The organism is Saccharopolyspora sp. NPDC000995, from assembly GCF_053599315.1.
In genome coordinates this window covers 47220-60902 of the sequence record NZ_JBSFLZ010000030.1, presented here as the reverse complement: position 1 = coordinate 60902, position 13683 = coordinate 47220, and the positions used below count along the sequence as shown (strand labels likewise).

At 66.9% G+C, this 13683-nt stretch carries 14 protein-coding genes and 1 pseudogene; 5 read left to right on the top strand and 10 right to left on the bottom strand.

Annotation, left to right across the window (positions count from 1 at the left end):
* Positions 1-199 precede the first annotated feature (199 nt).
* Positions 200-592, bottom strand: a complete 393-nt coding sequence (locus ACWDKQ_RS13285) for a DUF5997 family protein (protein WP_450139001.1) — start codon at positions 590-592, stop codon at positions 200-202.
* Between the two features lie 60 nt (positions 593-652).
* Here ACWDKQ_RS13285 and ACWDKQ_RS13280 point away from each other — a divergent pair, with 60 nt between their 5' ends.
* The 3 genes and pseudogenes from ACWDKQ_RS13280 to ACWDKQ_RS13270 all read left to right on the top strand — a co-directional run.
* Positions 653-1396: a LysR family transcriptional regulator substrate-binding protein gene (locus ACWDKQ_RS13280; protein ID WP_450138999.1), complete on the top strand. Its 744-nt coding sequence runs from the start codon at positions 653-655 to the stop codon at positions 1394-1396.
* On the top strand, positions 1293-1811 hold the full coding sequence (locus tag ACWDKQ_RS13275; RefSeq protein WP_450139000.1) for an SDR family NAD(P)-dependent oxidoreductase: 519 nt from the start codon (positions 1293-1295) through the stop codon (positions 1809-1811). The genes ACWDKQ_RS13280 and ACWDKQ_RS13275 overlap by 104 nt, the downstream gene beginning before the upstream one ends.
* Positions 1781-1963, top strand: a pseudogene (locus tag ACWDKQ_RS13270) (SDR family oxidoreductase); the annotation flags it as partial. The gene ACWDKQ_RS13275 and the pseudogene ACWDKQ_RS13270, both read left to right, overlap by 31 nt.
* 207 nt (positions 1964-2170) lie before the next feature.
* Here ACWDKQ_RS13270 and ACWDKQ_RS13265 read toward each other — a convergent pair.
* Genes ACWDKQ_RS13265 through ACWDKQ_RS13255 form a run of 3 tightly spaced genes read right to left on the bottom strand, consistent with a single transcriptional unit; the run spans position 2171 to position 5499 of the window.
* Complete coding sequence (locus ACWDKQ_RS13265) at positions 2171-3028, bottom strand: geranyl diphosphate 2-C-methyltransferase (protein ID WP_450138998.1); 858 nt, start codon at positions 3026-3028, stop codon at positions 2171-2173.
* Between the two features lie 18 nt (positions 3029-3046).
* Positions 3047-4108, bottom strand: coding sequence for a family 2 encapsulin nanocompartment cargo protein terpene cyclase (locus ACWDKQ_RS13260; protein WP_450138997.1), 1062 nt, complete (start codon positions 4106-4108; stop codon positions 3047-3049).
* Positions 4108-5499 (bottom strand): family 2B encapsulin nanocompartment shell protein, encoded by a 1392-nt coding sequence (locus ACWDKQ_RS13255; protein ID WP_450138996.1) that lies wholly within the window; start codon positions 5497-5499, stop codon positions 4108-4110. Before ACWDKQ_RS13255 ends, ACWDKQ_RS13260 begins: the two co-directional genes overlap by 1 nt.
* Positions 5500-6225: 726 nt before the next feature.
* Between ACWDKQ_RS13255 and ACWDKQ_RS13250 the strand changes: the two genes are divergently transcribed.
* On the top strand, positions 6226-6912 hold the full coding sequence (locus ACWDKQ_RS13250) for a DUF899 family protein (protein WP_450138995.1): 687 nt from the start codon (positions 6226-6228) through the stop codon (positions 6910-6912).
* Positions 6913-7887: 975 nt separating this feature from the next.
* Here ACWDKQ_RS13250 and ACWDKQ_RS13245 read toward each other — a convergent pair.
* The 4 genes from ACWDKQ_RS13245 to ACWDKQ_RS13230 form a co-directional block, all read right to left on the bottom strand.
* Entirely contained in the window at positions 7888-8613 is a 726-nt protein-coding gene (locus ACWDKQ_RS13245) for an aspartate/glutamate racemase family protein (protein ID WP_450138994.1), read from the bottom strand.
* 83 nt (positions 8614-8696) lie between these two features.
* Positions 8697-10175, bottom strand: a complete 1479-nt coding sequence (locus tag ACWDKQ_RS13240) for an NCS1 family nucleobase:cation symporter-1 (RefSeq protein WP_450138993.1) — start codon at positions 10173-10175, stop codon at positions 8697-8699.
* A 593-nt stretch (positions 10176-10768) separates the two neighbouring features.
* A complete protein-coding gene (locus tag ACWDKQ_RS13235) occupies positions 10769-11071 on the bottom strand; it encodes a hypothetical protein (protein WP_450138992.1) in 303 nt (100 codons plus the stop codon).
* An 86-nt stretch (positions 11072-11157) separates the two neighbouring features.
* Entirely contained in the window at positions 11158-11409 is a 252-nt protein-coding gene (locus ACWDKQ_RS13230; RefSeq protein WP_450139004.1) for a hypothetical protein, read from the bottom strand.
* Between ACWDKQ_RS13230 and ACWDKQ_RS13225 the strand changes: the two genes are divergently transcribed.
* Complete coding sequence (locus tag ACWDKQ_RS13225; protein ID WP_450138991.1) at positions 11329-11805, top strand: response regulator transcription factor; 477 nt, start codon at positions 11329-11331, stop codon at positions 11803-11805. The two genes, ACWDKQ_RS13230 and ACWDKQ_RS13225, sit on opposite strands and share 81 nt — an antisense overlap.
* A gap of 79 nt (positions 11806-11884) precedes the next feature.
* On the opposite strand, the gene ACWDKQ_RS13220 is transcribed toward ACWDKQ_RS13225, so the two are convergent.
* Entirely contained in the window at positions 11885-12535 is a 651-nt protein-coding gene (locus tag ACWDKQ_RS13220; protein ID WP_450138990.1) for a 4'-phosphopantetheinyl transferase family protein, read from the bottom strand.
* The gene (locus tag ACWDKQ_RS13215) at positions 12532-13392 is read right to left on the bottom strand and encodes a metallophosphoesterase family protein (protein WP_450138989.1); all 861 of its coding nucleotides are present in this window, start codon (positions 13390-13392) and stop codon (positions 12532-12534) included. The genes ACWDKQ_RS13220 and ACWDKQ_RS13215 overlap by 4 nt, the downstream gene beginning before the upstream one ends.
* Positions 13393-13683 lie beyond the last annotated feature (291 nt).

Here is a 13683-nt window from a genome sequence, read left to right as displayed (position 1 = left end):
GGTGGAACAGCCACCCGCTCGACCGGACCCGCACCAGCCACCTCGCCCGCCTCGAACTCAGCCTGGCAGCCTAAACCAATTAACCACCAGGATCAAGGCTGGTCTCACCGCACTGCTGGTGGCCAGCAGCGCGGTGATCGGCATGCTGACGCGCCGGGCCTGTTCGCCGGTGCGCCGCGTTGACCGGGCTCTGGTGCTGCTACCAGGAACGCGGGCGGCGGGCCGCCTTCTTCTCCTTGATGCGCGCCGCTTCCTTCCGGACCTCGGCCTGAGTGGCACGTTCCTGCTGGAGCCACTCCGGGTCTTCAGTCTTCAGCGCTTCGATCTGCTCAGTTGTGAGCGGCTCGGTGATGCCGCCACGTGCGAGACCGCCGATGGAGATGTGCAGCTTCGTCGCGACGACCTGCCGCGGGTGCGGGCCGTTGCGGCGCAGTTCCCGCAACCACTCCGGCGGGTCGGCCTGAAGGGCGTTCAACTCGTCGCGCGAGACGACACCCTCCTGGAACTCCGCGGGGGTGCCTTCGAGGTACACGTTCAGCTTCCTCGCCGCGGTCGCGGGCTTCATCGTCTGGGAGGTCTTCTGCGACGTCATGCCCTCAAGGGTATCGACCGCGCGTGCGCTGCCTACGGTCACGCCCGGTAATCTGGCCTCGTGACAGCCTCGGACGGATCTCCGACGTTCACGCTCGCGTACGTCCCGGGGGTGACACCCGGGAAGTGGGCGCGGATCTGGGACGAACGATCGCCAGAGGTTCCGCTGAACCTCGTCCAAGTGGCCGCCGCCGAAGCCGCTGGCGTGGTGCGCGACCGCGACGCCGACGCGGCCCTCCTCCGGTTCCCTACCGACCGGACGGGGCTGCACGCGATCCCCCTCTACACCGAGACGACGGTGGTCGTGGTCCCGAAGGACCACGTCGTGGCAGCGGCCGAAGAGGTGTCGCCCGACGACCTGGCCGACGGCATCGTGCTGCACCCGCTCGACGACACCCTTGACTGGGAACAGCCGCCCGGGCGGCCAGCGATCGAGCGCCCGGCAACGACCGCGGCTGCCATCGAACTGGTTGCGGCCGGAGTGGGCCTGCTCGTGGTCCCGCAGTCGCTCGCCCGCTTGCACCACCGCAAGGACCTCACCTACCGGCCGCTCGCGGACGTCCCGCAGTCGAGCGTCGCGCTGTCGTGGCTGGAAGACGAGACCACCGACTTGATGGAGCAGTTCATCGGAATCGTCCGCGGGCGAACGGTCAACAGCACGCGCGGGCGCCCGCCGACCCCGCCGAAGTCCAAGCCTCCCACTGGCGACTCGAAGAAGCCTGCCACCCGCAAGCCGACCGGCGGGAGCCGGCGTTTCGGCGCTCCCCAGGGCGGCAAGCGCGGGAAACCCCGCCGCCGCTCGTAGGACCTCGGACGTTGCGGATCGTCAGTCCGCAGTCCACGGCCAGCACCACGCCCGTGATGAAAGACGCCGCCGGGATCAGCAGCGACACCGTGGCGTCCGCGCACTCCCCGCGGCCTGCAACGTCAGCCACTGGGACCAGTGGCACCCTCGTCGAGCGCGCCTACGGCGGGGCGGCAGGGTCGACGTGCTGGTCAACAACGCCGGGCTCTTGCCGCACTACCCGAGTCCCGACCGGGTCAGCGAAGCGTTGTGGGACAAGGTGCTCGCGGTAGGCCTCAAGGGACCGTTCCGGCTCGCCGATCGGCACCCGGTGGGCCGAGGGCGACGGCGGCTCGATCCTCAACGTCCCGTCCGTCGCCGCGATCCGCCACGGCGCCCATCGAGTTGCCCTACGCCGCGGCGAAGGCCGGCTTGAACACCCTCCCCGAAGGCTTCGCCCGCGCATTCGGCCCGAAGGCCCGGGTCAACGCGATCCAAGCCGGACCTTTCCTCACCGACATCGCAGATGTCCGGGATCTCGATGCCTTCACCGAAGCGGCCCGGACATCGATCGCATTGGGCCGCAGCGGGAGAACCCGACAAGGTCGTCGGCGCGGCCTTCTGCTTCGCCGCCGCATCCTCCTGCTGCACGGGCGCGATCCTCCGCCTCGGCGGCGGCGTCCACCGAGGAATTCGCGAGCGGTGTCGGTGACCCCGCCGACCGTGAGTCTTGTGGGTAGCTATGGCAGCCCAAAAGACTCACGGCCGGCGAACGGTACACCAGGCAACGTTGGGTTACACGCGGTCGGCGGCGATGAGCATGTACTGGAAGCTTCCGTTCTCGTATGCCTCGATGAACGCCTCCTCGATCCCCGTCACCAGGGGGGATTGGGCGCGCAGGCGCCAGTAGGGCAGGGTCGCCTCGGTCAGGTCCACCACGGCGGTGGGCACCAGCCGGTTCGCGGCCATCGCACGGAAGTAGCCGGAGCGGGGGTGGATGTCGCAGATGTAGTGTGCGTTGATCGTGGAGACCGCGCGGGACGGCAGGCCGTAGACGTCGTTGTAACAGCCGGTGATCGTCACGTACCGACCGCCGCGCGCCAGCAGCCGGGAGTGCTCGCCGAAGAGATCGTTGAGGTCGGTGTACATCGTGGACTCGTTGTTCCAGATCGCCTGCATGCTGCCGGTTTCGAACCCGGTGTCGAGCATGTTCAGCTGGTGGAACGCGACTTTGTCGGCTACTTCGCGTTGCCGCGCTTGGGCATTTGCGAAGTCGACCTGCTTGCGCGAGATCGAGATGCCGTCCACCGCGCAGCCGAACCGTTCGTGGGCCAGGAAGCTGGAGCCGCCGCGTCCGCACCCGGCGTCCATGATCCGCTGCCCCGGGGAGACCTTCCCCAGGTGGTCGAGCAGGAATTCGGCTTGCTGGCCTTCCAGTCGGTGCAATTCCCGGGTGATGCGTTCGCGGAGGGTTGCGGGGTCGCCTTCGGTGACCGACCAGTCGGGCTCACCAATGCCGTAGTGGTGGTGGAAGTAGCCGCTGACCTCGCCGAGTTCGAGGTTGACCGGATTGGCCTCCTGGTTCCAGTAGTTCGCGATGCTGCCTTGGTACACGCTGGTGGCGGGGGTGGTCCGGTAGGTCGTCTCGGTCATCGTCGGTGCTTCCCTTCGTCAGGTGTGTCGTGCGGTGGTGAAGTGCCAGTGGCGGCTTCCCGCAAGCCATGACCACAGTCCGGTCAGGTAGCGGGCGACTGCCGGGTCCGGGAGCGCGGCCGCGGCGCGCTCGGTATCCTCCTCGAACGCCCGGATCAGCTCGTTGTGGATGTCGCAGGACTTGATGAACGCCTCGTCGAGCGCAATGTGCTCTTCCGCGGCGATCACGGCCGGCAGGTTGAACGGCAGGCCGTGATCGCGGATCTCCCGCTCGCAGCCGGCCAGGTCGTTGTAGAGGGTGGCGATCAGCGATGCCCGCGCGATGCAGTCCTGCACCAGGGGGTGGCAGAACAGCTCCGCCGGGATTTCGTAGCCGTCGAGGACGTCGGTGAGGTCGAGGCAGGGGCGGAACGAGTTCATCTGCCGGTTGGCGAGGTACTGCCAGACTGGTGGAAGCCGGTTGATCGTGCGCCACCCGTTCTCGGCGTTGTAGCCCAGGTAAAGCTGGGCGATGTCGTGGCGAACGCGCTGGGCCTGCGCCGGGCTGCTGATCTGCTTGAGGTCGTTGAACGCCTCGTGCTGGGCGCGCAGCACCGGGTGGTTGTCGCGGCGCTTTTCCCACAACGCCTGATAGGTGGGAGTCAGGCACGGCGCGTCGATCGCGGACTGCGTCAGCGACAGGTTCGGCCCGATCGACTGGTCGTGGGCATCGCGGCGGCTGTTGGTTTCGCAGAAGTAGTCGTCCACCGCCGTTTCGGCCACGATCATCTTCGCCGCGGCCGTCATGCGCTCGACGTCCGCGCTTCCCGGGTGGCACAACGTGATGCCGCGTCCCGGATCGTGCTTGTAGACGCCGGCGATGTTCTCCTCGCTGCCCAAGCCGAGCTTGATGAGCCACGCGACGGAGCGGTGGTTGATCTCCGCCGCGATCTCCGGGCGTTCGGGTGGTGGCGGTGGACAGTGCAGGACGGTCGTCTTCCGCTGCCGTCCCGGTGGAACGCACGCGCTCGTTCCCTGGACGCCCCCGCTGTGCGGCAGCTGGAACGGGACTTGGGTTTCGTGCTCGACGAGCTCGATCATCAGGACTCCCGGCCGATTTCCACGTGCTCCAGCAGCCCGACCGCATCCGGGATCAGGGGGGCGACGCTGTAGTAAGCGGTCACGAGGTAGCGCAGGATGGCCTGGTCGCTGATGCCCATGAAGCGGACGTTCAAACCGGGCTGCGTTTCATCCGGCAGCGCGGCCGGCAGCAGGCCCACGACGCCCTGCCGGTCTTCACCGCGCCGCATGGCGATGATCGCTGTGGTGTTGTGGTCGCTGATGCCGATCTTGCCCAGCGGGAAGACCGGGACGCCGCGCCAGGACAGGGCCTTCGACCCGTCTTCGAGGGTGGTCGCATCCACCGCCAGCCCGCGCCGGTTGCACTCCCGCAGGAACCCCGTGATCGCCTTCGGGTGCGCGAAGAACGCATCCGTCGACCGGCGCATCGACAGCAGGTCGTCCATGTCGTCGGGTGTCGGCGGGCCGGTGCGGGTGGAGATGCGCTGGTCGTAGGAGGTGTTGTGCAGCAGCCCAAAATCCGGGTTGTGCAGCAGCTCGCGCTCCTGGGTCTCACGGATCTCCTCCACCGTGAGCCGGAGCTGTTGCTCGACCTGGTTCATCGGGTCGTTGTAGAGGTCGGCGACGCGGGTGTGGATCCGCAGGATCGTCTGGGTCAGCGACAGCTCGTACTCGCGCGGCGAGAGCTCGTAGTCGACGAAGGTCCCCGGGACCAGCGCTTCGCCTTCGTGGCCCGCGGAGAGCGCGATTTCGGCTTCGCCCCTGCGGTTCTGCGGCAGTGCGCGACGCCGCGCGAATTCCTCCAAGTGCGTGCGCAGGCCCTCCTCGCCGTTGAGGAGTTCGAGTAGGGAGTCCCAGTTCAGGACCATGATCGTGCCCGCGGTGGAGCACCGCAGCGTCGCCGACCACGTTGGATCGTCGACTCCGACGGCCTCGTCACCGACCTGGTCCCCGTCGGTGATCACCCCGAGGCGGTCGACGGTGCCGTACTCGCCGGTCGCGAGGCGCTCGACCCGGCCGTGCGCGACGACGAAGACTTCCCGGACCGGCTGGCCTTCTTCCGCCAGCACGTCGCCCTGCATGACCTGGCGGACGGTGAACAAGCCCGCGAGGCGTTCCAGGACGCCGGTGTCGTTGTAGCCCCGCAGCGCGGAGAGTTCGGTGAGGGTGTGCGGGATGATGCGGACGTCGCTGCCTTCCTGGAGGAAGGACACGCGACCTCGGCCGACCTTGACCTGCAAGCGCCGGTTCACCCGGTACGTGCCGCTGGAGACGGTGATCCACGGGAGCCGTTTGAGCAGGTTCCGCGAGCTGATGGACTGCATCTGCGGCGGCGTCTTCGTCGTGGTCGCGAGTAGCCGCGCCGCTTGGGTTTGCAGGGACAAGAACGGTTCGGCATCGGGTGACGACACGTCACGAACCTCCGGATTGGGTGCATGTCGAGGCGACTGCCGGTTGCGGGCGCGCTCGACTACGAATTCTTGCTCTCTTTTCGCGAATGCTGGAGTCGTTGCTGTGCAGAGGAAGTCGGATCAGCTGGCGTGGCTTCGTACTGCGCGGTCGTGAAGTGCTTCCACACCTGATGCTCTGGAATGTGAACTGGATCGGTGCACGAGTCTATGAGTCTGTTTAGCCGCGTCAATACGGCTAAAAGGGTGGTCGGTGCGCGGTCGGTGATGGTTCGCGAAAACGAACTGGACGACTTATTTCCTGCTCTCTTTTCGCGAATTATGAAATTTATGTCGCACAGGGGATTTCTGGTCAGCCGGCGTGATCTGCCGCTGCGTGATCAGATGTGTTGTAGATCATCTTGCTCGAGTTGGATGGTGTGCCGGGCGGAGTCGCCGAGGCAGCGGACCACGTCGTGGCAACTGTCGCCTGATGGCGGTTTCCGGATCCAGCGCGTGGTGCGAGCGAAGATATCCACGGTGGACCTCTGGCCCACTGTCCGGAGCGGTCGCACGCTGCGGGCGCTGGTGCTCGCGTTGGCCGTCGTCGTGCCACCGGGAAGCTGGAGCGACCCGGGCACGTGAGCCAGTTGGTTTCACACCGGATGGCATCGGGTACGAACTGGGCCGTCCAAGGGGCACCAGCGGGCCGCCTGGCTGCCGCTGGTCGAAGCAGCCACGGAGGTAGCAATGCGTCACACCAACCTCACCGCGGAGTCCGCCGAGTACCTCCAAGCCCGCGAAGACCTGCGCCAGGCCGAGATCGAGCTGATGCGCCACCGCGAACGGGTCGCCGACATGCGGCGCGGACTACCGCTCGGCCCCGTCGTCGACGACTACACCTTCGAGGAAGGACCCGAAGACCTCGACGCCGGTGACACCCCGACCCGGAGGGTGCGCCTGAGCGAACTGTTCACCGCACCCGGCCGGGACCTCGTCATCTACCACCTCATGTACGGGAAGCAGCAGGCCCGGCCGTGCCCGATGTGCACGATGTGGATCGACGGGCTCAACGGAGTCGCCCAGCACCTCGCGCAGAATGTCGACTTCGCCGTCGTCGCCGCGGCCGACCTGCCCGCCTTGCGGCGACACGCCAGGAACCGTGGGTGGACAAACGTGCGACTGCTCAGCGCGGGTTCGGGCACGTTCAAGTACGACCTCGCCAGTGAGGACGCCGAAGGCAACCAGGACTCGGCGGTGTCGGTCTTCGCGCGCGACGACAGCGGCGCGGTGCGCCACATCTACACGACGCACCCGCGGATGTCCGAAGACATCGACCAACGAGGCATCGACCTGCTCAGCCCGGTCTGGCACGTCCTCGACCTCACCCCGAAGGGGCGGGGCGAGTGGTTCGCATCGCTGGACTACCAGCCGTGACCGTCGCTGCGGTGCGGGAGCTCGGCCTGGTCATGATTTGGTAGACCAAACAGGTCGGGGCTTCAGCGGGGATTTGGACTCATTACGGCAGGTAGCGAGCTTCGAGCCGGAGTGGGAACCGTGGGCCAGTGCGGCGGGCTTCAGCCCGGTGGTGAGGGCCCACATGACGAAGACCGCCAAGGTCTGAAGGAGTCCTGCAACGGGCGGTCATGTTGCCCGATGTACTGATGCAGCACGCTGATCGGTGCGCCGCCAACGGAATCGGCGGGGCAGGAGCCGGATCGGAATCACCGGCATTCACGCCGGTGAGGAATTCAAAGCGGCATCGGCACGACCACGGCGGCACGCGATACTCCCGTCAGCTAGAAGCCGCTGGACTGTCCCATGTGGACTTTTGTCGCACGGGTGCTGACATCGGCCGGGAGAAGGCTGGGAACGACGCGACAAGTGCGGCGGTCGAAAGCTGTTCATCGTTGGCGATCCTGGCTCGACCAGAAGCCGGGGCTTCCCCGAGCATGGCGCACGTGCGTGTTCTAGCCGCAGACGACGGTGGCTGCATCCGAAGGCGCGCGCACTTCACGGCACCGCAAGGAGAACACCGTGGCCGACACCAACAACCCGGCTCGCAACGCGGGAAGGGGGCTTCCGGTCCGCGGGGCGAGCGATCGAACCGGACGATCTGCTTCGCGTCCACTTCCTGACGGCAGCCGGTCTGTCTCCCGATGGCAGGTTGGTCCGAGCAGTTCTCGCCATCCTTGAGGCACGAGGCGTCAACGCCGAGATGCTGCGCTTCCCGGGAACGTCCCACGCCGGCTCGCTCCCCGGGCCGGTCACCCATCGACGGGCCTAGGACGAAGCCCTGCTGGAGTGGATGAACCGCTACGTCCGTAATGACGGTCAGCGCGACGGCCAAAGGCCCGCCGAGCCGGCACCTGAGTGCGGTTGGCGGGCCTTTCGCTTTGCTGTTGATGGAAATCAGCGCACCGGCGGAGGCCAGTTGATCACCGCCTTGGGGCGCGGGGGTGCGTAAGTGCGGACCTTCGAGGTGGTCAGGCCCAGGCGCACGAGGGACTCCGCGATCGTCACGGCCGCGGTCACGCCGTCGACGACCGGGACCCCGGTGCGTTCGGCCACGCGTTCGGTGAGTCCCGACATGCCGCCGCAGCCCAGACAGATGACCTCCGCCCGGTCGTCTCGCACCGCGCGGGCCGCTTCTTCGGCGATGGCGTCCACGGCGGCCTGCGGGTTGCGTTCGAGGTCCAGCACGGACATGCCACTGGCGCGGACCGACGCGCACCGGGCGCTGAGGCCGGCGATGTGCAGCCGTTCCTCGATCAGCGGGACCGTGCGGTCCAGGCTGGTCACCACCGAGTAGGTGCGGCCGAGGAACTGGGCGGTGCTCGCGCCCGCCTCGGTGATGTCGACGACCGGGACGTCGAACAGCTCCTGCAGGCCTTCCCTGCCGTGCTCGCCGTACCCGGCCTGGATAATGGCGTCGAATGGTTCCGGATAGCCCTTGACCGTTTCCATGACGGCGATCGCCGCGAGGTAGCTCTCGTAGTTGCCCTCGACGGATTCCGCACCGAAAATCGGTGTCAGCGGGACGATCTCGGTGCTGGGGGACGCCGCACCAGCCGCCTGCTCGCCGATGGATTCGGTGATGGACGCGGTGGTGTTGACGTTCACGACCAGAATGCGCATTGCTCAACTCTCTTGGAAAGCCCGGGGTTCACGTTGGTGCTGGCCGGCCTGCGGCGGTGACCACCGCGACCGGTCCGGCGGTCTTACTCGGCGGCGACGGCGATCGCTTCGCCGTCCACGTCGGCCGCGTCGGGCTTGCGGTCCCCGATCACGGCGTAGATGACTGCGCCGAGGATCGCCCCGATGAACCAGGAGAATCCGGCGACAGAGCTGAAGATGGGCGTCAGCGCCATGATGACGGCGATCGCGGCGGCCGGCACGAACGCCGTGATGGCCTTGGGGTTGTACCCGCGCCGGTAGTGGTAGTCGCCGTTCGCGTCTTCGGTGTAGAGGGCTGGGACGTTCACGCGGGTCCTGCGCAGCAGCCAGTAGTCGGCCATGATGACGCCGAAGAGAGGGCCGAGCAGCGCACCGAGGCCGCCGAGGAAGTAGTTCACCACCACCGGGCTGTTGTAGAGGTTCCAGGGCAGGATGACAAGACCGATGATGGCGCTCACGAGGGCTGCCCGGCGGAAGTTCAGGCGCTGCGGGAAGAGGTTCACGAGCACGTAGATCGGCGCCACGAAGTTGGCGAGCAGGTTCACCGCGATCGTCAGGGCGATCAGCGAGAGCGAGGCCATCGCCAGCAGGAGCATGTTGGGGATCGACTGGACGATGTCGGTCGGGCTGGTGATGATCTTCCCGTCCAGCTTGAACTGCGCGCCGCTGAGGACGATGACGATGCCGGCGAAGAAGAGCATGTTGACCGGGATCCCGATCAGGTTGCCGCGGACGATCGACTGGCGACTCTTGGCCGAGCGCGTGAAGTCGCAGAAGTTCAGCACGAACGTCCCGTAGATGACCACCCAGAGGGCGGCGCCCTGCAGGATCTGCAGCCACATCGCGCCGCCGGTTAGCGGGTGCGTCGTGGACCAGGAGATCGAGCCGTCCGCGCGGATGAACATCCAGACCGCCAGCGCGCACATCGTGATGAGCGTGGTCGGCGCGGCGATCGCCATGTACTTGCGGATCACGTGCATGCCGTAGCTGACGATCAGGACCTGGATGACCCAGAGCGAGAGGAAGCTGATCCAGCCGAGCGTCGACAGCCCCAGCGCGTGCGTCTGCTCCAGCGCCTGCAGCGAGGGGAACATGGCCACCAGGAGGGCGTCGAGCACGGCGGACGCGAGGTAGGTCTGGATGCCGAACCAGGCGATGGCGACCAGGCCGCGAACAGCAGCCGGGATCTGCGCGCCCTTCGTTCCGAACGCGATGCGGCTCATGACGGGGAACGGCACGCCCGCCTTGTGCCCCATGTAGCCGGACAGCGTCAGCAGCAGGAACAGCAACACCGAGGCCAGGGCGAAGGCCAGCAGGATTCCCCACGCGCTCAGCCCCAAGGCGAAAAGGCCGATCGCGAACGCGTAGTTCCCGAGGCTGTGTACATCGTTGGCCCAGAGCGTGAAGACGTTGTAGGCGCCCCAGCGCCGCCCTTCCTTCTTCGTCGGGGCGAGGTCGTAGCTGTACAGGCGGGAACTGGTTCCGGCGCTGTCCACGACGGGTTGTTTCTCCGTGGCAGTCATCGACCTGCCTCCCAAGCTTTCACTCTGCAACTGTCGGCTTCCTTGTGATGTGGGCAGTGCCCGCCGCGCCGGTCGGGTCCGGCTGCCGGGCAAACGGTCTGCCGCTTAGCCGAGGAACGATGTGACTGCGGCGGGTGTGTGGCCGACGACGTCGGAAAGTTCCTCGAACCCGACGGTGCTGGCGTCCTCGCCGGGGCGGACCGGGATCCTTACGTTCACTTGGGTGGCGATGTGGAACGGGCTGACCGCGATCCGAGGGGAGCCGTGGCCGAGCCCTCCTGTTGGAGCTGCTTCATGGCCGGTGGGGCAGCGCTCGTTCGACGCATTGGGTTCTCCAGTGAACCAGGAGCGAGCATTGCTGAAAAGCGGCTCGAGATCTCCATAATATGGAAGTATACGTTTAAGATACGGAAACGATAGGCTGCCTTATCCTCTCCGTCAAGAGTGGTTCTGCAAGAAAGGACACCGAGTGCCGAGTTGCTCGGTGAGTGCCCTCCATGGTGCATCCGACCGCTTTGGGTCGAGGCCCGGGGCTCCGTGAAGTCGGGGACCGGTCCCGATGTTGCCTCGCGCGATCCGCCGCTCGCCCGGACCTACGCGCAGGGTTCCGGCGCGGGTCGGGGCGCTTGCGACACGGCGCTGGCCGCCGTTGAGCCGCTGCCACTGCTTGTAGACGTCGACGGCGGCTTGGCGGGGCTCGTACGCATCGGCAGCGGGCGCTCGTCCCAGTGCTTGGCGAACCCGCCGTAGAGGGTGTCGAGCTCGAAGTACTTGCGGTCGTCCACGTAGTGCGGTTCGTTGGCGTAGCGGGTGGTGAGGAAGACGACCTCGTCGGGACTGCAGTAATACAGCGAGCCCAGGCACATGATCGTCATGCCCAGCAGCAGGAAGATCACGTTCGGAGTTGACCCCGGTCTTGTCGTTGAAGAACGCGATCAGCACGAATGCGACAACGAAGACGACGACCGTCAGGGCGTGATCATCAGGGCTCGTGGAGCCGGTTGCGACTCCGCGCGGCACTGCGCGGCCACCGGAAGAGGTGCCGGATGGAGGCCGCTAGGACGAGGCCGCCCGCGACGAGGAGGGCGTTGCCGAGGACGAGTCCCGCCACGATCGCTGCGAGCGCGATGACCAGCACGAACCAATCGGCTGTTTGCCGGGGGATCTGCCCCGTGGGCTGTGCCCCGGTCCGCTCCGCGGGGATTGCGGGCTGCTGCGGGCCGTTGGGTGCCATGGCTGCTCCTCTCCCGATGAGCGCCCTGGATGCACGAGGGTCACGCAACGTTTTCTGGGGGATACGTTCAGCGGCTCCCTGGTCACCCGCCTGGCCGCCATTCGGGCTGGCCCCCATTTCCTGGGGCTTCTACCACGGCGCGGTCACCACACTCATCCACAACTACCTGGACCACGCCAGCGACGGCGAGCCACCGCCAAGGCCATCACCTGTCGCGAGGAGGAGATCCTCAAGCTCGTCGGCGAAGGTCACTCGTCGAGGGAAATCGCCGACATGCTCGTCATCAGCACCAAGACGGTCGAGCGGCACCGGGCCAGCCTCTTGCAGAAGCTCGGGCTCCGGGACCGCCTCGAACTCACCCGCTACGCCACCGAACCGGGCTCATTCGGGCCGTAACCGCCACGCGTCGGGCGAATCGCGGCGGTGGGTGGTCGACCACGTTCTCCGGCGAGCCCGCGGGCCGGCGTTCTGGTCCTCACCGAGGGTGGGAGATCGCGGTGAGGAGGAGTCCGTCGCGGAGCATCCAACGGCCGTGGAACTCGGCGCGTGGCCCGAACGTCTCCGCCGTCACGAGCAAACGGGCCAGGAACGCGCCCGTCTCCGGGTCGATGTCGATCGAGGCGTCCTCGAACCCCAGCCATTTCCGCGTCACCGGGAACCAGGTCTTGTAGACGGATTCCTTGGCGCTGAAGAGGATTTTGTCCCAGCAGACCTCCTCCCAGGTGTCTGCGAGGTCCTTGAGCCGGACGAGTTCTTCCGGGCGGGCTATGGCGTCCAAGACCCCGTCGGGCAGCGGTCCGGCGGGTTCGGCATCGATGCCGAGGGCCAGGAAGTCGGACTGGTGGGCCACCACGGCCGCCCGGTAACCGTCGCAGTGCGTCATGCTGCCGACGACGCCGTCGGGCCAGATCGGTGCCCCGCGCTCGCCAGTCAGCAGCGGTGCCGGTGGAAACCCCAGCGAACCCAGCGCCTTCCGCGCGCACCCGCGCGTGGTGGTGAACTCGTTGCGGCGCTTGGGCACGGCTCTGGCCACCAGCGCGAGTTCCTCGGGGAATAGCGGGGAAGCGCTGTCATCGGAGAAGGTCTCCTCTGCCACCACCCCGGGCGCCAGGATCTCCTCGATCACCGCACAGCCTCCGCGGTCTCAGTGGACAGGACCTGCCGCAGCAGGCCGTGCGGGTGGCCGTGCCGGCGCCATTCCCTGGGATAGCCGATGGAGACCTCGTGGAAGGGAACTCCGTCGTGGTGCGTTATCCGGGGGATGTGCAGGTGCCCGTACACCACGCAGCGGGCGCGGAACCGCAAGTGCCAGTCGGCGGTGCGCTCGGTGCCGCACCACTGGGCGAACTCCGGGTGGTAGAGCACGTCCGTCGGCGTCCGGACCAGTGGGTAGTGGTTGACCAGCACGGTCGGCAGATCGTCGTCGAGCGCGGTGAGTCGGGCCTCGGTCTCGGTGATGCGGGCGTGGCACCACGCTTCCCGGCTGGGGTGCGGATCGGGATGCAGCAGGAACTCGTCGCTGCACACCACGCCTGCGTTGTAAGCCCGGCGCAGGGCCTCGTCTTTGTTCTGCGTGCCAGACGGTCGGAACGTGTAGTCGTAGAGCAGGAAGAGCGGCACGATCCGTACCGGCCCGCCGATGCCGCGCCAGATCGGGTACGGGTCCTCCGGAGTCAGCACGCCCAGCTTCCGGCAGCTCTCCACCAGCAGGCGGTAGCGCTCCTCACCACGGGCCTTGACCTGGTCGTGTTCAGGGGTCCACAGCTCATGGTTGCCGGGGACCCAGACGACCTGGGCGAACCGCTGGCTGAGCAGGTCGAGGGTGTCTTCGATCTCCGCGACGCGTTCGGCCACGTCGCCTGCCACGATCAGCCAGTCGGAGTCCGTCGTTGGCCGGATGCGGTCCACGACGGACTTGTTCTCGGCGTACCTGACGTGCAGGTCGCTCACCGCGAGCAGTCGGCCGGTGGTTTCGTCAGACATCCGTGCTGCCAACTCCATACGTGATCCTTCGGTTGTGCGGGAAACTAGCGTATAGGATAGGCAAATGGCAGCTTGATATATGGGCTCCAGGTGTCTTCTCGTCGAAGGTCGACTCTAGTTCTTCCGCTTGGGAATGTGAAGAACCGAGGCGAGCTCGATGCGTGCCTGTTCGCGCCCTGTATCGAGTGGTTCTCACATTTGCCGCATTGCGGCATTCGGCGTAGCAGCTTCGCGGCGAGCGTGACATCCCGGCCTGTGGGATCGGAATCGCCGGAGTGATCCACGACGTGC